We start from the raw sequence: 20,258 nt of genomic DNA, 5'->3' as shown, positions 1-20,258 counted from the left end.
CTTCTGTGCAGATAGATATACAGTTCATGTATGACTGTTCTGCACGACGCTACTGAGCTGAGCGTCACAGAGGCGGCCCAGCGAGGGGTTGCCCGCCTAGTGGCTGATGCGGAGCAGGGGACCGATCTGGTGGTCACCCGTCGGCGTCAGCCAGTGGCGGCCGTGGTGAGTATCCGCCGGCTCAATGAGCTGGAAGAGGCGGCGGCTGATCTGCGCGATCTGGCGCTGGTGCTCGCCCGGTCGGTTACGGACACGGGGGAGCGGGTCTCACTCGATGAGGTGCTTGCCGCTTTCGGGCATACTCGCGAGTCGCTGTCCGCCATCCCGGACGATGAGTGACTCGTGTCCGACGTCGCCTTCACGGCGCCGGCGGTCGACGACCTTCGGCGGATCGGCCCAGACGCGGCACCCAAGGTGCTCAAGAAGATCCTTCTCCTGCTGGACAACCCTGAAGCTGGTTATCCGCTTGGCGGGGAACTGACCGGTTTCCGGAAGCTGGTGGTCGGTCGCAACACCTGGCGTGTCGTCTACCGCATCACCGAGGACAAGTCGGTGGAGATCTGCGAGGTGTGGGCTGTCGGTGAACGTGCCGACGCCGAAGTGTACGAGGAGGCGACGGCGAGGGTCCGGGAGGCGGGTGCAGGCCGTCCCGAGATCATCCAGCTCGGCCAGGTGATCGAACGCCTCGGCGCGCTGGCCGATCACCTTCGGGTGGAGAAAGCATCTCCCAGGGAACCCGTTCCAGACTGGCTCGCCGACCGCTTGATCTACACGGTCGGGATGGCGCGTGAGGATGTTGCCGCTCTTGACCTCGAAGAGGCGGTCGACACGTGGGCTGAGTACCGGTCCAAGGCTCATTAGGTCGCGCATTTATCGCCTGAAGCAAAGCGCTACCGCCAGCAGTACGTGTACAAAGTCCCCAACGGCTACTGCGGCATCGGCGGCACGGGTGTGTCCTGCCCGGTCGGCCTGACCTCCGGCGACGCGTAGACCTGCGGAGATAGCTAGATCCTGGCCCATGGTCGCCCGGCACGTCCGGTGTCGATCATGGGCCAAAGCCGTCTTCGGCGACAACCTTCATCACAGGGTCAGGGCGGTGCCGGGCTGCTAGCGATCGTGCTTGCGTTTATTTCGTCTGTTGCGGATACTGCGAAGAGGGGGTGACGTCATGACTGACGTGCAGGCCAAGCGAGTTCAGCCGGGAAGCATCGATGCCGAGGTGGCCGCTCGTGCGGTCCGCCGGATCAAGGATTACCTCATGCGGTATCCCGAGCAGCCGACCGTGCAGGTCGTCGGTGAGCACGGGGGAGAGGACCCCTTGATCCTGCCTCGTGAAGCAGTGACTCTGCTTGCCTTCATCCTTGCCCAAGCAGCTGAAGGGCGCGGAGTCACGGTGATTCCGTCCCATGCTGAGCTGACGACACAGCAAGCGGCGGACATGCTGAACGTCTCACGCCCGTACGTCATCAAACTTCTGGAGACGGGAGAGATTCCGTTCCGGTTGATTGGCAAGCACCGTCGAATCAAGTACGAGGACCTCCAGGAGTACAGGCGTCGCGATGACGCCAAGCGCCGGACCGCGGCAGACGAACTCGCTGCGCTGGGGCAAGAGTTGGGCATCTGAGTCATGACATTCGTGGTGGTCTACGACGCAAACGTGTTGTACGGCAACACCCTGCGTGACCTGCTCATTCGTCTCGCCATGACGGCACGGGTGCAAGCCAGGTGGACCAACAGCATCCTCGACGAGATGCAGCGCAACCTCGCCGCCAACCGCCCCGACATTCCAGCGGAAAAGCTCGACAAGCTCCGCCGACTGATGAACTCCGCTGTCCGCGACTGCCTCGTCGAGGGGTATGAGCCACTGATCGAAGGGCTGAAGCTCCCCGACGCTGACGATCGACATGTGCTCGCCGCAGCCATCAAGGTGGGCGCGAAGGCCATCGTCACGTCGAATCTCAAGGACTTCCCTGCCGACTACTTGGCTCCATGGGATATCGAGGCGAAGTCGCCCGACGACTTCGTCCTCGACCAAATCGACTTGGACGGAAGGGTCGTCTGGGCGTGTGTGCAGCAGATTGCGGACTCACGGACCAGCCCGCCCGAGACCGTCGAGGACGTGCTCGACGCTCTGGAGGCGGCCGGTCTCGTTGAGGCGGTCGCTGCCCTGCGAGCTGGATGAAGCCTCTTCGGGCTGGTTCTGCGGCACGAAGTGAACAGCCACCGCCAGCAGCAGCGGTACAGAGTCTGGCCCGAACGGCTGCTGCGGGATCCGTGGCTGTCCGGTCGGCCTGACGTATGGCGAGGCGGAGAGCGGCCCATGGTCGACCGGTACGTCCGGGGGCGATCACGGGCCGGGGCGTCCGGCATGCCGTCAGCGGGTGAGGGTGGCCGCCTTGACCTGGTGGAGGTGGATCACCACGTCGAAGGAGCGGCTCAGGGAGGCCTGAACGGCCTGGTCGGGGGACCAGAAGCCGCCGCCGATGAGCCGGGTGGGCCGGGCCTGCGCCAGCCACGTCCGAGCCGTCCGCGGAGCGCATGCGCCGGGCCAGGCTGGCCGCCGAGGGCATCACCGGCGTGCTGCGAGTCGGCATGATCCCGCACAATTCCCGCGACCTGCGGCGCTACTGGGACACGTTCCCCGGCAACCACCCCCAGTGGAAGCTGCAGATCCGCATCTCTCCCTTCGCCGATCCGTTCGCCGGGTTGCGCCGCGGCGAGATCGACGTCCTCGTCGCTTGGCTGCCCGTCGAAGAGCCTGACCTGACCACGGGGCCGGTCCTGTTCACGGACCCGCGCCTGCTGGCCGTGTCCGCCGATCACGAACTCACCCGGCACACCACCGGCCTGCTGGAGATGCTCGCCGATTTCCCGCACGTGGACACTCCGTCCAGGCCCGACTACTGGGCGGACGGCTTCCTCCCGACCTGGACTCCTGTGAGCAATCGGATCGAGCGCGGCCCCATGGCCCGTAGCACCGAGGAGATCCTTTCCCTGGTCACCACCGGGGAGACCGTCAGCCTCGTCGCCCACCACATGAGGCGGTACTACCTCCGGCCCGACATCACGTACCTGCCTTTCCGGGACAACGATCCGCTGAGGTTCGCGCTGGTGTGGTCGACGGAAGCGGAGAACGACCTGATCCGCGCCCTCGCCCAGACCGTCCGCGACCTCGGCCCCCTCGACCGGCTCACTCTCTGACCGGTCGGGCACCATGCTCATCCGCGGCGCGCTGCGGACGGCCGGCTGACTCCTCCGCGGCGATGTACGTCAGGACTGCTGGCCGGGGTCGGCGTACATTCGGGGCTGACGACGGACATCGCCATGCCAGAGGTCTTCCCGTGGGTCCGCCACCTGTCGTCCACCGAACTCCGCGCCTTCACGTTGAAATTTTTGGAGGCGCTCTCGGGTGCGGCTGAACTCGACGTCGACGCCACCAGCCAAGAGGTCATCGGCGCCTGGCGAGCCACTGCCAGGTTCAAGGCGGATCCTGCCCACTACGCCGAGACTCGTAAGGCCACGAGCGGCGACTTCGGGCCGGTGCAGGTTTCCGTATGAGCCCGAAGCGACACCTAAGGGACACGGAGTAGGTGGCTATCGCTTCGTGATGGTCCGAGAGATCTCTGGGGGCACATGCCCGATCTATGCCAGGACGGGGGCGGACAATCACGGCTGCTCGCGTCGTCACCCGGTTCAGCGCTTGTGGCGGGTCAGAACTTGCCCGTTTGTACCTCGATGCGGTGGCCCAGTTGCTTGCTCAATTCCGTGTGGAAGCTGGCGCGGAGAGGTGGCCAGCCCCAGAAGTCGAATGCGAGGGCGCCGAGGTCGAAGCCGGACCCGAACTGCCACTCGGTGACCGGGACGGAGGCGCCGCACGAGGAGCAGGTGACACTTCCTTCGCCGGTCTCCTTCCAGGTGTCGATGCCGTCGCTGAACGGCTGCCAGACCTCCTGGTCCGCCTCCCATGCGTTCGGGTAGTCGATGATCACGGTGGTCGCGTCACATCGTGGGCAGGTCGCGGAGTCCGCCTCGCTCATCCCCTGGCCCCCGACGTGGTGATCCCGCCCGACGATGACCGCCACCGGGCCTGGTATCCACGACGGGTCCGAGGAGTCGGCCACTGCCCGTTCCCAGTTGGGGCCGGGCTCGTACCCGTCGTCCACTTGCAGGCTGTACATGCCGTCGCTGGACCTTTCGCGTGTGATCAGCCCCTCGGCGACCATCCAGTCGACCACCCGCTCTGCGAGGGACTCAGCCTTTTCGCCGGTTACCTCGACATCGACGATCCGCTCGAAAAAGTCACCCATAGTCCTTCAACTCCTCCTCGGTCACTGATGCCCACTGTGCCACCCCGCTGAGACAGAGGCGCCGTTCCCGCGACCGCTACGTGCCGCGGCACAGGTGATTGGGCCTGTTTCTGGATAGGCAGGGATTTGCAGGAGCAACTGCCTCGTTCTCGGCAGATCATCTCGATCGGTGGTCGCATAGCATCGTGAACATGGACGAGGCCACCACCGTAAGGCTCCCGCACGGGCAGAACCTCAGGTGCGACACGTGCCAGAGCGAGATCTTCGAGTCCCGCCAGTGGAAGCTGCAGACGACCGGAATGACCTTCATGGGCCTGGACTGGGCCAACCGGGACGCGACCTGCTTCGTCTGTACCACGTGCCGGCGGATTCACTGGTTCCACCTGTAAGGGAACCGGCTGCCGGTGCGCGGCCTCAGCGGGTTGGCCTGTCTGGCTGCTGGGACCGATCAGGATCTTCGCTCGTGTGGTGCTCGATCTGGGCGGTGCTGGAGGCTGCGGGACGTGCCCGTGAGGGTGATCTGGCTCGGCGGGGCCTGGCGCGGTTGAGGGCCTTTCAGGCAGTTCGGCGGTGTTTGTGTGCAGGGTGCTGGTGAGAAACCGCATCCCTGGGAGGAAGACGCTTGGCGGTAGGAGAAAGAACTACACCTTGCGTCGGACCGCGGCTCCGTTCTTTGCCGTCCACCTGTCACTGTGCTCACGTCAGAGCACGTGCCGGGCCACCGGTGCGGCATCTTCTTCCCTGCGTGGAACAGGCAGGAGCCGTGAACCTAGAGGCGCAGATCCTCAAGGTGATGCTACGCGTCAAGGCGCTCGAGACGAGCACCCGCACCGCGGACGACATCACCATGATCAGCATCGTTCTGATGATGACCGAACTCGCTGCCTTCCAGGCCGAGCTGAGACGAGATTACGAGGCCCTGGTCGACGAGATCACCGGGCTGCGGCACCACATCAACGGCCATGGCTGCAGCCTCCTGCGCCGTTCGGACCTTCGGCAGCGACCGGAGAGCAACTAGCGGGCCGGTGCCGGTCGAGAAGACCGCCTGTTGTGGGGGAGGCGGCGTCTTCGTCACAACAGGAAGGCTCATATCCCCTGGTGCCTGTGGCGCTGTTTGGGATCATTGAGTGTGGTGTGGAATGTGGCGGGGCGGTTGTGGGCGGACCTGGCTCGGGTGCCTGTGGTGTTTCCCGGGCGGGGAGAGGTCGCGGTGGTCGTCTCCTCCGGGTCGGGGTTGTGCCCGCCCGGGTGGACGGGGATCGTCGTGCTGGACGGCGGGGCGCTGGTCACGGTGCCTGATGCCGGGTTGACCGAGCCGGTGCGTCAGGCCCTGCTCGGCGGTCTCGGCGAGAACGGCGTCGATCTTTCGCGCCTGTCCGAGCGGCTTTCTGGGCGGCTGGAGGTCCGTGAGGTCCTGGGGCCGGCGACGCTCGCGTACGTCGATGTTGAGGAGTTCGTTCCCTGCCATGTCGGCGCGGATGTCGAACGGCTGGCGGCGGGGGATCGGGACGTCGACGGGCTGGTGGCGGCGGTGAGCGAGCAGGACGCCGACGAGAGCGGGCTGGCGGACGTCGGTTCGGCGGTATGGGTGGTTCGTGCGGGCGGTGATGTGGTCGCCGCCGCCGGATATCGGACGTGGTTGGACACGGCGGCGCATCTGTCCGTACTGACTGCCGAGGGGTTCCGGGGGCGGGGGCTGGCTCGGGCGGTGGCGTCGGCGGCGGTGGCCGACGCGCTCGGTGCGGGGTTGCTGCCGCAGTGGCGGGCGCGTCCGGAGGCGTCGCGGCGGGTGGCCCGAGCTCTCGGGTTCCGCGAGCTGGGGTCACAGGTGAGCCTTCGCATAGAGCGGTGACCGTATCTTTGGCGCGTGGGCAAAGTGTCGCCAGAGGTGTTCGAAGAAGTGTCCGTGCTCTGGGAAGAGCATCGGCACGTTCCGTTTCCCGGGCTGGCTGATCGGGACCTGTTCGCGGATCTGGTCCTGGCGGACGACGGAGTCGCGGGTGTCATGTTCTGGTACGTCCGTAATGAGGGCAAGGCGCTCACCGACCAGCTACGCGAGCGGCTCGTCAGCAGCGCCCGCGACCTGCGCTGGATCCGGCGGCGAGCGCGTGGCCGGGAGGCGAGGACGTACGTGGACCGGCTGCTGCGGATGGCCGACCTGATCCTCGGTGGCTCCCCGGCCGGATGAGGAGCTTGCCCGGCGCCCGGTCAGATCGCGTCGGTGAAGCGGGTGAGGAGGGTGCGGAGGGTGGTGCGTTCCTCGGGGGTGAAGGCGGTGGAGATGCGGCGTTCGATGATCACGGCCGCCTCGTCCGCCACCCGCAGAGCTTCGCGGCCGGCGTCCGTGAGGTGGGTTTCGAGCATGGTGCGGTGCCACTGATGGGGGGAACGTTCGATCAGGCCGTGTTCGAGCAGGTTCTTCAGTACGACGTTCATGGCCTGCGGCGTGACCAGGCATTCCCTGGCCAGGGCGGCGGCGGAGATGCCCGGGTTGGCGTCGAGGGCGAGCAGGGCGGCGTACTGGGGCACGGTCAGTCCGGCGGTCTTGACCGCGGCGTGCTTGGCCGCCATGAGTCGCTGCTCGGCGCGCTTGACGTCGAGGCCGAGCCGCTCCTCCGGGGGCATGTCCATGCAGGGAGCCTACAAGTCGGCAGGCACTAAAAGCTCTTATAGGTATAAAAGCTTTGATAGTGTTCCGGGCATGTCTGTGATCCCGGAGAGCCATCTCGACCTGCTGACCCGCCCCCTGTACGTCCATCTGGCGACGTTGATGCCCGACGGCACCCCGCAGGTGACGCCCGTGTGGACCGTCTGGGACGGCGAGTTCCTGCGCTTCACCACCACGAGCGACCGGCAGAAGGGGCGCAACGCGAGCGCCCGCCCGCACGTGGCCGTCTCGGTCAACGATCCCGAGCAGCCGTACCGCTACCTGGAGGTCCGGGGGACGGTCGAGCGGGTCGAACCCGACCCCCAGGGCGACTTCTTCGACGTGCTGGCCAGGCGTTACGGCCTCGACTACGAACGGCCCGTCGGCGACGCCGAGCGCAGGGTGGTCATCGTCGTGCGGCCCACCCGCTGCACCAGCCAGTGACCGAACACTTCTAGGACGGCTGCCGGGGGCGGGGCTGGGCGCGCATGTGCATGCGTTCGCCCTGCCGTCCGAACAGGTTGAGCACCTCCACCGGACGATCGCCCGCGGGGCCGAACCAGTGGGGCAGGTGGGTGTCGAACTCGGCGGCCTCGCCGGGCCCCATGACCAGGTCGTGGTCGCCCACGATCAGGCGGACGCGCCCCGAGAGCACGTACATCCACTCGTAACCCTCGTGCGTGACGAGCTGCGGCTGGTTCTGGTCGGCGGGGATGACCGACTTCCACGCCTGCAGCGGGCCGGGCTGGACGGTCAGGGGCAGCACGGTCCGGCCGTTGCGGACCACCGGCTTGAGGCGGACCCGCGGGTCGCCGACCTCCGGCGCGCCGACCAGCTCGTCCAGCGGCACCTGGTGCGCCTCCGCGATCGGCAGCAGCAGCTCCAGGCTGGGTCGGCGCTGCCCCGACTCCAGCCGCGAGAGCGTGCTCTTGGAGATGCCGGTGGCCTCGGCCAGGGCCGACAGGGTCACGCCGCGCTGGGTGCGGAGGTGTCTGAGCCGGGCGCCGACCTGGGCCAGCGTGGCATCGATCCGGGATTGCTGCTCCATGAGGCCCATTCCACCGCCGATTTCCCAGAAATGGCAACAGAAGTTGTCATCTCCGCGTGCCGGATCGCACCATCGGGACCGGAGGTGATCGTCATGACTACGGCGATGAACAGCAAGAACACCGAGTACGACGTGGTGGTGGTCGGCGCGGGGGCGGCCGGACTGAGCGCGGCCCTGCTCCTCGGGCGCGCGCGGCGCAAGGTGGTCGTGGTCGACGCGGGCGCGCCGCGCAACGCCCCGGCCGCGCACATGCACGGCTTCCTGTCCCGCGACGGCCTGCCGCCCGCGACCCTGCTGGAGCTCGGACGGGCCGAGATCGACCGGTACGGCGTGCGTCTCATCCGGGGGCGGGTGGCGGAGGTCGAACCGGGCTTCGCCGTGCGGCTGGAGGGCGGCCCGGTGCTCGGCGCCCGCCGCCTCCTGGTCGCCACCGGCCTGTACGACGAGCTGCCCGCCATCCCCGGCGTACGGGAGCGGTGGGGCAAGGACGTCCTGCACTGCCCCTACTGTCACGGCCACGAGGTCGGCGACCAGGCGCTGGCGGTGCTCGGCACGCATCCGGGGGCGGTCCACCAGGCCCTGCTCCTGCGCCAGTGGAGTGACGACGTCGTCTTCCTGACCCACACCCTCGACCTGACGCCGGAGGACCGCGACCGTCTGGAGGCCCGCGGCGTGCGCATCGTCGAGGGCCCGATCGACCACCTCGTCGTCGAGGACGGACGGTTGCGCGGCGTCGAGCTCGCCGACGGGCGGGTGCTGCCGCGCGCCGCCGTGTTCCTGTTCCCGCGCATGGTGCCGCAGGACCAGGTGCTCACCCTTCTGGGTTGTGCCAAGGACGACGCCGGCTGGGTCGTCACCGACCGGACGGGACGGACCAGCGTGCCCGGGGTCTGGGCGGCGGGCAACGTCGTCGACCCGCGCGCGCAGGTCGTCACGGCGGCGGGGATGGGTTCGGCCGCAGCGTTCGCCGTCAACGCCGACCTGGTGGACGAAGAGGTCCGGGACGCCGTCGAGCGGCGCCGCGCGACGTCCGTCCCGGCTCGCTGACCCCCCACACGCAAGGAGACTTCGTCATGCCCGCGCATGTTCCCGGCTCGGTGCGCAGCGTCACCGAGCAGAACTTCACCGAACGCGTCCTCCAGGCGGAACGTCCGGTCCTGATCCAGTTCTGGGCGGCCTGGTGCCGTCCGTGCCAGATGGTCACCCCGATCGTGGAGAGCCTGGCGGCCGACCGCGCGGGCGAGGTGGACGTCGTCCGGGCCGACCTGGACGACCAGCCCGGCCTGGCCGCCCGGCACGGCATCACCGCCGTCCCCGCCTTCGTCGTGTACGCCGACGGCCGGCCCGCCGGTTCCTGGACGGGAGCCGCTCCCCGGCACGTACTGGACGAATACCTCACCGCGGCCCTGCGCGAGGCGGGGGTGGACCGATGAGCGCCACGGCCACCGGGCGGCCGGCGGTCGCCCGTGGCAGGCTGCCGCTGGGGGTCTACCTGCTGTCCTTCAGCCTGTTCTCGATGGGCAGCGCGGAGTTCCTGCTCGCCGGCGTCCTGCCGGCCGTCGCCGCGGACCTGCGGATCACGCTGGCCTCCGCTGGCGGGCTGATCTCGGCGTTCGCGGCGGGGGTCGTGATCGGCGGGCCGCCGCTGGCCATCATGACCCTCCGCTGGCCGCGCCGGACGACGCTGGTGGTCGCCCAGGCGGCCTTCGCCGCCTGCGTGGCGATCGGCATCCTCACCGACAGCTATCCGGTGCTCCTGGTCACGCGCTTTCTCTCCGGTCTGGCGTACGCGGGGTTCTGGGCGGTGGCGGCGGTCACCGCGATCGGGCTGGTCCCGGCGGACCGCACCGCCCGCGCGTCCGGGGTGGTCGTCAGCGGGCTGAGCCTGGCGATGATCGCCGGCGGGCCTGCCGGCGCGATGATCAGCTACTTCACCGGCTGGCGCGGCGGGTTCTGGGCCGTGACCGCCCTCACCGTCGCCGGCGCCGTCCTGACGCTCGTCGCGCTGCCCGCCACCGGCGGGCACGGGCAGGCGAGCGTCCGCGGCGAGCTCCGCACGATGCGCCGGCCCCAGCTGTGGATCGTGTACGCCGTCACCCTGCTGAGCACCGCGGCCTACATGATCTCCTACAACTACCTGGCGGCGTTCCTGACGGAGGTCACGGGCGTGCCCGGGGTCTGGGTGCCGGTGATCCTGACGCTGTTCGGCGTGGGGGCCTTCGCCGGACTGTCGGTCGGGGGCCGCATCGCCGACCGGCTGCCCACCCACGCGCTCCTGGCGGGGGCGCTCGGGATCGCGGCCTGCTCCGTGCTGCTGGCCGTGCTCGGGCGGCACGTCCCGGCCGTCGTGCCGCTGGTGCTGCTGCTCGGCGTCGCCGGGTTCGTGCTGAACCCGGCCATCTACGGGCGGGTGTTCGCCATCGCGTCGGCGGCGCCGACGCTCGCCGGGGCCACCACCGTCTCGGCCTTCCAGCTGGGCATCAGCCTCGTGCCGGTGCTGGCCGCCGCCGCGCTGGACGCGGGGGCGGGGGTCACCGCCGTCCCGTGGATCGGGGCGGGGCTGGCGGCGCTCACGGTCGTCCCGGTCCTGCTGGACCGGTTGTCGTCGCGGCGGGCGGGCTAGCAGACGCCGGGCAGGCCGCAGACCTTGACGGCCATCTTCCTGGCGTTCCTGGTGAGCCGGCCGGGGTCGTAGTCTCCGTCGTCGGTCCGGTAGACGATCAGCGCGCTGCCCCTGCGTGCGACGACCCCCGTGATCGTCCGGTCCACGTTGCCGGCCTGCCGGGTCCGGTAGCCCATGCCCAGGGCCTCGTCCCCCGCCTTCACCTTGGTCGTCCGCCACTGGATCTCGAGCGTGGGCACCGACGGGTCACCCTTGCGCGCGCACCGCCCGGCCTCGGCGCGCAGGCCGGCGAGCGCGGCACGGGCGGCCCGCGGGCTCTTGTAGAGGACGAGCTGCTCGGCCGACCTGCTGGGCGCGGTGCTCCAGTAGGTGATCGTGCGGGCGGCCGTCCGGCCGCGGTCGACGGCACGCCGATGCCGGCACGGGTTCAGCTCGAAGGGCGCGGTGAGCCTGTCGCTGATCTTGTATCCCTGCTCGGCGGCGTCGTCCGGGCTCAGCGGCACACGCGCGGCACGCTCGGTGAACAGGAAGTTCTTCGGAATCTCGGTCACGGCCGCCGGTGACAGGGCCAGCAGCAGGGAGAGCGTCAAGCCGATCATGAACCGTTGGATGCCGCCGGGACCGGCTTGGTTCTCGGCCGGGCTGTGGCGCGGATCACAGTGGAGCCGTGTCACGGATGGGGTGGGGTCTCGCATCACGTGGTCAGACGCACCGTACGAAAGGCACGACGATGACCACACAGCGCGAGAACGGCAAGGCTTCGCACCACGTCCTGGTGCTGGGGGCGGGGTATGCGGGGATGGCGGCCGCGATTCAGCTCGCGGCGCGGACCAAGGGGCGGGCGGACGTCCGGGTGACCCTGGTCAATCCGCAGGAGCGGTTCACCGAGCGGTTGCGGATGCACGTCGTGGCGAGCGGGCAGCAGGTCGCCGAGATGCGCATCCCGGAGCTGCTGGAGGGCACCGGGGCCCGGTTCGTGCGGGGCTGGGTGACGGCCGTGGACGTGCGGGCCAGGAGCGTGCGGATCGACGACGACCGCGTCCTGCACTACGACACCCTGGTGTACGGGCTGGGCAGCGTGGCCGACTCGGTGACGGTGCCGGGGGTGGAGGAGCACGCGTACACGCTGGACAGCGTGCCGGACGCCGAGGCGCTGGCCGCCCGGCTGGCCCGGCTGGGCCGTGGGACGGTGGCCGTCTGCGGCAGCGGGCTGACCGGCGTCGAGTCGGCCGCCGAGATCGCCGAGCGCCACCCCGAGCTGGACGTCGTGCTGCTCGGCAGGCAGGAGCCCGGCGCGGCCATGGCGGCCGGGCCGAGGGAGTACATGCGCAAGGCGCTGGCCCGGCTGGGCGTCCGGGTGCGCAGCGGCGTCGAGGTCACGAAGGTGCTGCCCGGGTCGGTCGAGGTGGTGTGCGGACAGGACGCGGAGAGCGTCGCCGCCGACGTCGTCCTGTGGACGAGCGGCACGCGGGTCTCGCCGCTGGCGGCGGCCGCCGGGCTCACCGTGGACGACCGCGGCCGGATCGTCACCGACGCCTTCCTGCGCTCGGTGTCGCACCCGGACGTGTACGCCCTCGGCGACGCCGCCGCGATCCGCCAGGGTTACGGCGTCATGCACGGCACCTGCCAGAGCGGCATGCCGACCGGCGTGCACGCCGCGGTGTCGATCCTGCGCGCCCTGGACGGCCGGCGGCTCAAGCCGTTCCGCTTCGGCTACTACCACACCCCGGTGAGCCTCGGCCGCAACGACGGGGTCGTGCAGTTCACCCACCCCGACGACAGCCCGCGCAGGGTGTATCTCACCGGTCGCACGGCCGCACGGTATAAGGAGACGGTGACTGCAGCACCCTGGCCGACGTACGTCCGCATGAAGAAGATGCCGGTCTCCGGCGCGCTCTGGCCGCGCGGCGGCCGGTTCACCCGGATCGGCGCCGGGCGATGAGCCACGCGTACTCGGAGCAGGACCAGCAGGTCTTCGACCAGCATCGCAGGCTGCTGTTCTCGGTGGCCTACCGCGTGCTCGGCTCGGCGGCCGACGCCGAGGACGCGGTCCAGGACGCCTGGATCAGGTGGTCGGCCGACGACCGTTCGCAGGTGGCCGATCCCAAGGCGTACCTGGCGCGGATCGTGTCGAACGTGGCCCTGCAGCGGCTGCGGTCGACGCAGTACCAGCGCGAGACGTACGTGGGGCCGTGGTTGCCGGAGCCGATCCTGACCAGCGGCGACACCGCCGACGACGTCGCGGGCGCCGATTCGGTCTCGACGGCGATGCTGGTGGTCCTGGAGACGCTGAGCCCGCTCGAACGCGCGGTGTTCGTGCTCAAGGAGGTCTTCGGCTTCAGCCACGCCGAGATCGCCGAGGCGGTGGAGCGTTCCGAGGCGGCGGTGCGCCAGGTCGCGCATCGGGCGCGGGAGCACGTGCAGGCCCGGCGGCCGCGCTTCACGGCCGACCGGACGCGGCAGCGGGACGTCACGCGGCGTTTCCTGGCCGCCGCGACCGGTGGCGACATCAACACGCTCATGGAACTGCTGTCCCCCGACGTCACCCTGTGGACCGACGGGGGCGGGAAGGTGCGCCAGGCGCTGCGTCCGGTCGTGGGCGCGAAGACGGTGGCCGCGTGGTTCGCCGCGATCGGCACGGTCGCCTACCAGGGCGTCGAGCCGGGCGACATGAGGGCCGAGCTCGCCGAGATCAACGGCGGCCCCGGCGTGGTGTTCAGCGGTCAGGGCCGGGTCGTCGCCACCGTGACCTTCGACTTCGACGCCGAGGGGCACATCACCGCCGTCCACAACGTCGCCAACCCCGACAAGCTGGGCGCTGTCGCGGCCGGAACCGCCCGCGACCTCAAGCCTTGACACCCGTCGCTGACTCGGCCGGTGGCAACGACCTGACATGTCGGTTGTCCGCCATGCCCTAGTCATGGTGTGTCCGTCCCTTTCTGGCAAAACTTTGTTCTGCCGGTTGCGCAACCCCCAACCGGTAGAAAGAGAGCCACCGCCATGCCATTCAGTCGTAGAGCGGCGCTGCTCAGCGCCGCCCTCGCCGCCACGCTCGTCGCGGCCGGCACCGGAAGCGCCCACGGTGACGCGACGGCCCCCGCCGCCGGTGTCACCGGCGTACCGGCGTCGTCGGTCACCACCGCGCGGGTCACCCTCATCACCGGGGACGAGGTCGTCGTGGCCAGCCAGGCCGGCCGTCCCGTCTCGGTCACCGTCACCCCCGGCCGGCGGTCGGCCGGCGACCTGCGCACCTACACGGTCGGCACCGACGTGTACGTGCTGCCGAACGAGGCCGCGCCGCTGGTCGCCTCGGGCCAGGTGGACAAGCGGCTGTTCAACGTCACCCAGCTCATCGCCCAGGGGTACGACGACGCCCACAGCGAGTCGATCCCGACCATCGTGCGGTACACCGGCAAGGGCCTGGCGAAGGCCGGTCCACCCGACGGCGGCCGGGTCACCCGGTCCCTGCCCGGCATCCGGGGCGCGGCCGTCGCCGCGGACAAGAAGCGCGGCGGCGCGTTCTGGGAGGCCGTCGACGACGACACCGCCAAGGCGGGGACGCCCAAGGCCCGGCTCTCCGGCGGCATCGAGAAGCTCTGGCTGGACGGCAAGGTCAAGACGCTGCTCGACAAGAGCGTGCCGCAGATCGGCGCCCCCGAGGCATGGGCCGCCGGTTACGACGGAACCGGCGTCAAGGTCGCCGTCCTGGACACCGGCGTGGACGCGAACCACCCCGACCTGGCCGACCGGATCGCGGAGAGCCGCAGTTTCGTCCCCGGCCAGACGGCGCAGGACGGCCACGGGCACGGCACGCACGTCGCCTCCACGATCGCGGGCAGCGGCGCGGGCTCGGGCGGCAAGTACAAGGGCGTGGCGCCCGGCGCCCGGCTGATCGTGGGCAAGGTGCTGGCCGACGAGGGCGCCGGCATGGAGTCGTGGATCCTCGACGGGATGAACTGGGCGGCCCACTCGGGTGCGAAGGTCGTCTCGATGAGCCTGGGCGGCCAGGAGGGCGCCGACGGCACCGACCCGATGGCCGTGGCGGTCAACGAGCTGACCGCCGAGACGGGCGTGCTGTTCACCATCGCCGCGGGCAACAGCGGCCCGGGGGCGACCACGGTGGGCTCGCCCGGCGCGGCCGAGGCGGCGCTCACCGTCGGCGCGGTCGATTCGGCGGACGCGATCACCGACTTCTCCAGCCGCGGTCCCCGCGGCGGCGACGGGGCGCTCAAGCCGGAGATCACCGCTCCCGGCTTCAAGATCGTGGCCGCCCGCGCCGCGGGCACCTCGATGGGCACGCCGGTCGACGGCACGTACACCACGGCGAGCGGCACGTCCATGGCCACGCCGCACGTGGCGGGCGCCGCCGCGATCCTCGCGCAGCGGCACCCCGACTGGACCGCCGCGAGGCTGAAGAACCAGCTCGTCAGCACGGCGCGGACGACGGCCGGCACCCCCGTGCACAGCCAGGGCGCCGGCCGCGTGGACGTGAGCCGCGCCGTACGCCAGCCCGTCTCGGGGTCCGGTGTGATCGACTTCAGGCTCGCCGACTGGGACGCCGGAGAGCCGGCCACCAAGCAGATCGAGTACGTCAACGACGGCGACCAGCCCGTCACCCTGACGCTCGCCGCCAAGGGCGCGGGCGAGGACCTGCCGGCCGCGGCGCTGACCCTGGGCGCCCAGACGGTGACCGTGCCGGCGCACGGCACCGCGTCGGCGGCCGTCACCGTCGACACCTCGGCCGTGCCGGCCGGGGCGCACGGCGCGCACGTCACCGCGACCACCGCCGACGGCCAGACGGTCGTGACCACGGCCGTCGGCTTCGTCCGGGACGTGGAGCGCTTCGACGTCACCCTCAAGGTGCTCGACCGGGACGGCAAGCCGACCACCGGCGCCGCCGTCGTGCACGACATCAACCTCGACAGGCTGGGCCTTCCGGACAGCTACCTGATCGGCGCGGACGGCACCGCCAAGGTCCGGCTGCCCCGGGGCGAGCACGCCTTCATGGCGGAGATCTTCCACTACGCCGCCGAGGGGAACCGGGTCTGGGAGTACACCTACGGCGCCGAGCCGGGCGCGGTCATCGACTCCGACCGGACCATCACGTTCGACGGCGCCAAGGCCGGACCGGTCACCATGGACACCCCGAAGCCGAACCAGACGAACAGGGTCCGGCTCGGCCTGGCGATCCAGAGCGCGGCCGGCACCAACGCCTACGGCCTCGAACAGTGGATGAACGGCGAGACGAAGGTGTATTCCGTCCCGTCCCAGGGCACGAGCAGCCGCTTCGAGTCCCGGGTCGGCTGGTCGCTCACCGCGCCGGAGCTGAAGGCGCAGATCCTCGGCGCCGGGGCCGAGCCGATCGAGCCGGCGTTCTTCCGGGGCCGGGCCGGCTCCGCGCGCATCGACGGCACCCAGGTCATGCGGGCCGCGGACGCCGGGACCGGCCGTCCCGAGGACTACGCGGGGCAGGCGGTCCGGGGGCGGCTCGCGCTGGTCAAGCGCAGCGCCGAGCTCACGCCGCAGCAGCAGGTCGACAACGCGGCCGCCGCGGGCGCGGGCGCGGTCATCGTCTACAACGACAAGCCCGACAACTGGGGCGCCGAGAACTGGAGCACGTCGCTGACCAGGATCCCGGCGATGACGCTCGCGGGTGAGCAGGGCGCCCGGCTGGCCGCGGCGGCGGGCCGGGGCAGGCTGCAGGTCCGGCTCACGGGCACGGCGGTGAGCCCGTACGCCTACGAGCTGGTCAAGTACCGGAACGGCGGCGTCCCGGCGGACCAGCGGTACAAGGTGCGCGACGGCGAGCTGGCCACCGTGCAGTCGTCGTTCCACGCGTCGGCGCCGGCCACGGAGGCCGGGTACGTCCGGCTGCTGGTCTCGCCGATGCAGAGCATGGCCTACGCGGTCTTCACCCGGCTGATCATGCCGCGGCCCCTCACCGAGTACGTCACGGCCGACCTGCGGACCTGGGAGGCGATGCAGGTGGGCTCGGTCTGGGAGGGCGGCCAGGCGTGGCAGCAGACCGCGCCGTACGTGCTCAAGGCCGGTCAGCGGGTGTCGCGCGACTGGAACAAGGCGGTGGTCCGCACGGCGCTGCCGGCCACGGTGGACAAGTCGGCGTTCCGCGACGGCGCGACCGGCGTGCTCCTCGCGGGCGGGCTGTTCGACACCGCGCCCGGCCAGACGTACCTGTTCCGCGCCTCCGCAGACAAGGAGCAGTCGACGGTCTACCGCGACGGCGAGCTGTTGGGCACCGCGCCGTCGGCGGCCGTCGCCTTCCCGGTGGTGCCGGAACGCGCCCAGTACCGAGTGGTGACCGACGTGCAGCGGGACCAGCCTTTCTGGACGACCTCCACCAAGGTGCGCACCGACTGGACGTTCCACTCGGAGCAGGCGGCCACCTCCGCCCTGCTGCCGGTCCTGTCGATCGACTACGACCTCGACGTCGACGAGGCCAACAGCGCCCGCGCGAACGCCCCCACCCGCGTCGGCCTCGGCCTGCGCTACCCCAAGGGCCTGGCGGGGCCGCGCATCACCCGGGCCGCCCTGTGGACCTCCGCCGACGACGGCGCCACCTGGCAGCCCGTGCGGCTCGCCGGTGCCGGTGAGCGGGCCTTCACCGGCACGATCAGGAACCCGGCGAAGCCCGGCGGGTTCGTCTCGCTGCGCGTGCAGGCCACCGACGCCGACGGCGGCACCGTCGAGCAGACCGTGACCCGCGCGTACCAGCTACGCCGATAGGTCCAGGTGAGGGGCGTCCCCGGCGGGGGCGCCCCTCACAGCGGGATCATGCCGGACCGGGCCGCGTACCAGGCGAGCTGCATGCGGCTGTCGGTCCCGGCCAGCTTCATCAGCCGCCGGATCCGGCGCTGGACGGTGCGCTCGCTGGTGCCGAGCCGGCTGGCGACCGTCTTGTCCGGCATCCCGGACAGCAGGTACGTCATCAGCGTCACATCGGTGTCGTCCCAGGCCGCGACCCCTTCGGTCACGCTCGTGGCGGTGAGCCGCAGCGGGGTCGCCGCCTGCCACACCCGCTCGAACAACTCCACCAGAAGATGGACCAGGGACTGCCCCCTGACCAGGAGGAAGCCCGGTTCCACGCTCGTCTGGTCGGGCAGGACGGGCAGGAGCACGACCTCCCGGTCCACGACGATCATCTTGCTGGGCAGCTCGACGGCGATCCTGATCTCGTAGCCGCCCTTCAGGAACCTGGCGATCTCGGCCGGGGCCCTGGGGTCGTCCAGCGCGGCGCGTTCGTACACGTAGCGGTAGGTGGCCAGGGCGTTGGTGGAGTCGACCAGGTTGACGTCGAGCACGTACGGAGGCCGGAAGAAGGCCAGCACCTCCCGACGGGCGCCGCGTTCCAGGTTGCCGAGCCAGGTGGCGAGCTGTTCCGGCGTGGTGAGCGCCTCGATCTCGCCCGCGGGCGAGGCCGCGCCCGTGCGGTACACCTCCACCAGCTCGGCCAGCCTGCCCTGCACCTGCTGCAGCGCGGCCTGGCGCTCGGCGATCAGCGTGCCGAGGCCCACGTCGGGGGGCACGGCCGTGTACAACCCGGTGTTGTCGCGGCTGGCCAGGCCGAACGCGACGAGCCGTGTCACGGCCGCCGTCACGGCCGTCACCGGCAGGTCCAGCGCCTCGCCCACGTCGGGGATCGTCACCCGGCGGCGGCGCAGGAGCTCGAGGTAGACGACCTCCTCCTCGTCGCTGAACCCCAGCCTATCCAGCATGTCCCAGCACTTTCCGACTGCCTCGCCGCATCACTGTCGCTCGTACGCGGGCGCGGCCAGCTCCCAGAGGCCGATGGGCCGCAGGGCGCGTGCGGCGGCGAGCAACTGCTTCTCCGGGACGTCGGAGCTGTGGAGTTCCACCAGGGTGTCGCCATGGACGGTGAACACGGTCCTGGTGTCGCCGTCCTTCAGGACCCAGAGGTCCCGCGCGGCCTCGGCGCAGACCATGTCCTCGAGGTCGGCCTCGTCGTCGCACGCCTGCTCCGGGGTCATGGTCGCCGGCCGGATCTCGACCCCGACGCCGCTGGCGGGGGATCGCTGGTACACGAGGAGGAGCTCCTCGGCGGAGGACGGCCACCTCCTCCAGCCGGAAACCGGGCAGGTCGGGCACGACGTTCGTGGTGTCCCGGGCGGCCATGGCCTGCGCCCGGGCGGCGAGCGCGATCACGTCCTGGTTCGACCAGGCCGCCAGGAACATGGACGCGGCCACGCCGATCGCCGAGACGCGTAGCGGTGTGGCGAGCGGCAGGGCGAACCCCGCTCCCACGGCGTAGCCGCAGGCTCCGGCGGCCATGGTGATCAGGCCGACCCGCCAAAAGCCGAGGCCGACGAGGACGGGGAAGGGTGCGGTCATGGTCAGGCCGACGTACAGCGCGACCAGGGCGAAATGCCCCAGCAGCGCCACGAGCCACCAGTTCCGCAACATGGCGTACCAGGCCAGCAACATCCCGGCCGGAAGGGGCGCGAACAACATCAGCAGCAGGTTGCCCGCGGCGTCCTCAGGGCCGTGGAAGGCGATGACGGCTTGTGCCAGGCCCACGACGGCCCCCACGAGGGCCGCCCGGATCAACGCGTTCATGCCCGATCATGGACGATCTTCGCCCATTCCTGTCAAGAGGCGGCATCCGTCCGCTTCCGCTGCGAGAACCAGCCCCAGGACGGCGGCAGGAGCAGCAGGACGAGGACGGGCAGCGGCCCGAGGGCGTTCGTGACGAGCAGCCGTACCGGGTCGAGGTGGCCGGAGTCGATCAGGCGCAGTACCGCGAACTCGGTGACGACGAGCAGTTCCAGGGCGACGACCGCCCAGCGCACCCACGTGGCGCGGGTGCCGAAGCGGCCCAGCAGCCAGCCGGTCAGCCCGAGGAGCGCCGCCTCCCACGCGACCAGCAGGAGCGGGCCGGGTGCGAGGACGGACAACGCCGCGGCGCCCAGGGAGACAACCGCCACCAGCCCGAACGCCACCTGGAGCGTCATGACGAACCTGGCGGCCCGTACGACGAAGGGCATCGGCTCGGTCCGCACGGTCACCGTCATAGGACAGATGATGACGGACCGGCCGCCCGCCTGGACAGGGGAACCCCGCGTGAATCACGCCTTTCGATCAGGGGACGATCGTCCGCCCCGGGGGCCCTCAATTGGACAGCGGCATGCGCGCAACGGATATTGGACGGGAATGGAGGATCTATTACATGGATGCGCGTCTGGACCATCTCGTTCTCTGGGTCTCCGACCAGCTTGCCGCCCTGCGCTTCTACGAGCAGGTGGTGGGCCTGCCAGGGGTCCGGGGGGAGGAGTTCCGCGAGGGCAAAGCGGGGTTCCCGAGCGTACGGATCGCCGGCGAGACGATCATCGACCTGATGGCGCACGAGGTGTCGAAGGGCGTGGAGGAGGGCACGGGGGTGACGGGCAGCGCCGGACACCAGATCAACCACTTCTGCCTGTCGGTGAGCCGGGAGGACTTCGACGCGCTCCAGGTGCGGCTGAAGGACCACGGGATCGAGGTCACCGGCAAGGGCTCCAACTCCTTCGGCGCCCAGGGCATCGCGCCCGAGACGATCTTCTTCCCCGACCTGGACCGCAACGTCATCGAGGTCCGCTACTACCGCTGAGCCGGCGGAGT

General features: G+C 70.4%; 26 protein-coding genes and 1 pseudogene. 20 read left to right on the top strand and 7 right to left on the bottom strand.

Annotation, left to right across the window (positions count from 1 at the left end):
* The first annotated feature begins 30 nt into the window (after positions 1–30).
* From ACNF49_RS02380 to ACNF49_RS02350, 7 genes and pseudogenes are all read left to right on the top strand, one after another.
* On the top strand, positions 31–339 hold the full coding sequence (locus ACNF49_RS02380; RefSeq protein WP_237103413.1) for a type II toxin-antitoxin system prevent-host-death family antitoxin: 309 nt from the start codon (positions 31–33) through the stop codon (positions 337–339).
* A gap of 3 nt (positions 340–342) precedes the next feature.
* A complete protein-coding gene (locus tag ACNF49_RS02375; RefSeq protein WP_482942670.1) occupies positions 343–861 on the top strand; it encodes a type II toxin-antitoxin system RelE family toxin in 519 nt (172 codons plus the stop codon).
* A 21-nt stretch (positions 862–882) separates the two neighbouring features.
* A pseudogene (locus ACNF49_RS02370) lies at positions 883–990 on the top strand (peptide-methionine (S)-S-oxide reductase MsrA); the annotation flags it as partial.
* Positions 991–1,168: 178 nt separating this feature from the next.
* Complete coding sequence (locus ACNF49_RS02365) at positions 1,169–1,624, top strand: helix-turn-helix domain-containing protein (protein ID WP_357966374.1); 456 nt, start codon at positions 1,169–1,171, stop codon at positions 1,622–1,624.
* A gap of 3 nt (positions 1,625–1,627) precedes the next feature.
* Positions 1,628–2,182 (top strand): PIN domain-containing protein, encoded by a 555-nt coding sequence (locus tag ACNF49_RS02360; protein WP_357966377.1) that lies wholly within the window; start codon positions 1,628–1,630, stop codon positions 2,180–2,182.
* 356 nt (positions 2,183–2,538) lie between these two features.
* On the top strand, positions 2,539–3,201 hold the full coding sequence (locus ACNF49_RS02355; protein WP_482942669.1) for a LysR substrate-binding domain-containing protein: 663 nt from the start codon (positions 2,539–2,541) through the stop codon (positions 3,199–3,201).
* A gap of 123 nt (positions 3,202–3,324) precedes the next feature.
* The gene (locus tag ACNF49_RS02350; protein ID WP_482942668.1) at positions 3,325–3,558 is read left to right on the top strand and encodes a hypothetical protein; all 234 of its coding nucleotides are present in this window, start codon (positions 3,325–3,327) and stop codon (positions 3,556–3,558) included.
* Positions 3,559–3,710: 152 nt separating this feature from the next.
* Here ACNF49_RS02350 and ACNF49_RS02345 read toward each other — a convergent pair whose 3' ends face one another.
* On the bottom strand, positions 3,711–4,307 hold the full coding sequence (locus ACNF49_RS02345; RefSeq protein WP_357966386.1) for a hypothetical protein: 597 nt from the start codon (positions 4,305–4,307) through the stop codon (positions 3,711–3,713).
* A 191-nt stretch (positions 4,308–4,498) separates the two neighbouring features.
* Here ACNF49_RS02345 and ACNF49_RS02340 point away from each other — a divergent pair, with 191 nt between their 5' ends.
* From ACNF49_RS02340 to ACNF49_RS02325, 4 genes are all read left to right on the top strand, one after another.
* Positions 4,499–4,696 carry a hypothetical protein gene (locus ACNF49_RS02340; protein ID WP_357966389.1) on the top strand — a complete coding sequence of 66 codons (198 nt, stop codon included), beginning with the start codon at positions 4,499–4,501 and terminating at the stop codon, positions 4,694–4,696.
* Between the two features lie 356 nt (positions 4,697–5,052).
* On the top strand, positions 5,053–5,325 hold the full coding sequence (locus ACNF49_RS02335) for a hypothetical protein (RefSeq protein WP_482942667.1): 273 nt from the start codon (positions 5,053–5,055) through the stop codon (positions 5,323–5,325).
* 192 nt (positions 5,326–5,517) lie between these two features.
* Complete coding sequence (locus ACNF49_RS02330) at positions 5,518–6,159, top strand: GNAT family N-acetyltransferase (protein WP_482942666.1); 642 nt, start codon at positions 5,518–5,520, stop codon at positions 6,157–6,159.
* Between the two features lie 54 nt (positions 6,160–6,213).
* Positions 6,214–6,495, top strand: coding sequence for a hypothetical protein (locus ACNF49_RS02325; protein ID WP_357966396.1), 282 nt, complete (start codon positions 6,214–6,216; stop codon positions 6,493–6,495).
* Positions 6,496–6,515: 20 nt separating this feature from the next.
* Here ACNF49_RS02325 and ACNF49_RS02320 read toward each other — a convergent pair whose 3' ends face one another.
* Positions 6,516–6,938 carry a MarR family winged helix-turn-helix transcriptional regulator gene (locus ACNF49_RS02320; RefSeq protein WP_357966399.1) on the bottom strand — a complete coding sequence of 141 codons (423 nt, stop codon included), beginning with the start codon at positions 6,936–6,938 and terminating at the stop codon, positions 6,516–6,518.
* A 70-nt stretch (positions 6,939–7,008) separates the two neighbouring features.
* On the opposite strand from ACNF49_RS02320, the gene ACNF49_RS02315 reads away from it, so the two are divergent.
* A complete protein-coding gene (locus tag ACNF49_RS02315; protein WP_357966402.1) occupies positions 7,009–7,398 on the top strand; it encodes a PPOX class F420-dependent oxidoreductase in 390 nt (129 codons plus the stop codon).
* A gap of 10 nt (positions 7,399–7,408) precedes the next feature.
* Here the strand turns inward: ACNF49_RS02315 and ACNF49_RS02310 are convergent, their stop codons facing one another.
* Positions 7,409–8,002, bottom strand: coding sequence for a helix-turn-helix domain-containing protein (locus ACNF49_RS02310; RefSeq protein WP_357966405.1), 594 nt, complete (start codon positions 8,000–8,002; stop codon positions 7,409–7,411).
* Positions 8,003–8,095: 93 nt separating this feature from the next.
* Here ACNF49_RS02310 and ACNF49_RS02305 point away from each other — a divergent pair, with 93 nt between their 5' ends.
* Genes ACNF49_RS02305 through ACNF49_RS02295 form a run of 3 tightly spaced genes read left to right on the top strand, consistent with a single transcriptional unit; the run spans position 8,096 to position 10,625 of the window.
* Positions 8,096–9,049, top strand: coding sequence for an NAD(P)/FAD-dependent oxidoreductase (locus ACNF49_RS02305; RefSeq protein WP_482942664.1), 954 nt, complete (start codon positions 8,096–8,098; stop codon positions 9,047–9,049).
* 26 nt (positions 9,050–9,075) lie between these two features.
* The gene (locus ACNF49_RS02300) at positions 9,076–9,435 is read left to right on the top strand and encodes a thioredoxin family protein (RefSeq protein WP_482942663.1); all 360 of its coding nucleotides are present in this window, start codon (positions 9,076–9,078) and stop codon (positions 9,433–9,435) included.
* Positions 9,432–10,625, top strand: a complete 1,194-nt coding sequence (locus ACNF49_RS02295; RefSeq protein WP_482942662.1) for an MFS transporter — start codon at positions 9,432–9,434, stop codon at positions 10,623–10,625. Before ACNF49_RS02300 ends, ACNF49_RS02295 begins: the two co-directional genes overlap by 4 nt.
* Here the strand turns inward: ACNF49_RS02295 and ACNF49_RS02290 are convergent.
* Positions 10,622–11,224, bottom strand: a complete 603-nt coding sequence (locus ACNF49_RS02290) for a hypothetical protein (RefSeq protein WP_482942661.1) — start codon at positions 11,222–11,224, stop codon at positions 10,622–10,624. The two genes, ACNF49_RS02295 and ACNF49_RS02290, sit on opposite strands and share 4 nt — an antisense overlap.
* 131 nt (positions 11,225–11,355) lie before the next feature.
* Between ACNF49_RS02290 and ACNF49_RS02285 the strand changes: the two genes are divergently transcribed.
* The 3 genes from ACNF49_RS02285 (at position 11,356) to ACNF49_RS02275 (ending at position 17,369) form a co-directional block, all read left to right on the top strand.
* A complete protein-coding gene (locus tag ACNF49_RS02285; RefSeq protein WP_482942660.1) occupies positions 11,356–12,567 on the top strand; it encodes an NAD(P)/FAD-dependent oxidoreductase in 1,212 nt (403 codons plus the stop codon).
* Entirely contained in the window at positions 12,564–13,481 is a 918-nt protein-coding gene (locus ACNF49_RS02280; protein ID WP_482942659.1) for an RNA polymerase sigma-70 factor, read from the top strand. Before ACNF49_RS02285 ends, ACNF49_RS02280 begins: the two co-directional genes overlap by 4 nt.
* Positions 13,482–13,625: 144 nt before the next feature.
* Positions 13,626–17,369: a S8 family serine peptidase gene (locus ACNF49_RS02275; protein ID WP_482942658.1), complete on the top strand. Its 3,744-nt coding sequence runs from the start codon at positions 13,626–13,628 to the stop codon at positions 17,367–17,369.
* Between the two features lie 35 nt (positions 17,370–17,404).
* On the opposite strand, the gene ACNF49_RS02270 is transcribed toward ACNF49_RS02275, so the two are convergent.
* Both ACNF49_RS02270 and ACNF49_RS02265 read right to left on the bottom strand, forming a co-directional pair.
* Positions 17,405–18,358, bottom strand: coding sequence for a helix-turn-helix domain-containing protein (locus tag ACNF49_RS02270; RefSeq protein ID WP_482942657.1), 954 nt, complete (start codon positions 18,356–18,358; stop codon positions 17,405–17,407).
* Positions 18,359–18,388: 30 nt separating this feature from the next.
* Entirely contained in the window at positions 18,389–18,685 is a 297-nt protein-coding gene (locus ACNF49_RS02265) for a hypothetical protein (RefSeq protein ID WP_482942656.1), read from the bottom strand.
* 74 nt (positions 18,686–18,759) lie between these two features.
* Between ACNF49_RS02265 and ACNF49_RS02260 the strand changes: the two genes are divergently transcribed.
* The gene (locus ACNF49_RS02260) at positions 18,760–18,912 is read left to right on the top strand and encodes a hypothetical protein (RefSeq protein ID WP_482942655.1); all 153 of its coding nucleotides are present in this window, start codon (positions 18,760–18,762) and stop codon (positions 18,910–18,912) included.
* A gap of 337 nt (positions 18,913–19,249) precedes the next feature.
* Here the strand turns inward: ACNF49_RS02260 and ACNF49_RS02255 are convergent, their stop codons facing one another.
* On the bottom strand, positions 19,250–19,672 hold the full coding sequence (locus ACNF49_RS02255) for a hypothetical protein (RefSeq protein WP_482942654.1): 423 nt from the start codon (positions 19,670–19,672) through the stop codon (positions 19,250–19,252).
* A 155-nt stretch (positions 19,673–19,827) separates the two neighbouring features.
* Here ACNF49_RS02255 and ACNF49_RS02250 point away from each other — a divergent pair, with 155 nt between their 5' ends.
* Positions 19,828–20,247, top strand: coding sequence for a VOC family protein (locus ACNF49_RS02250; RefSeq protein WP_357966436.1), 420 nt, complete (start codon positions 19,828–19,830; stop codon positions 20,245–20,247).
* Positions 20,248–20,258: the final 11 nt, after the last annotated feature.

This window comes from Actinomadura sp. ATCC 39365 (assembly GCF_054392275.1).
The sequence above is the reverse complement of the archived record's forward strand: the minus strand, read 5'-3'. Positions and strand labels throughout refer to the sequence as shown.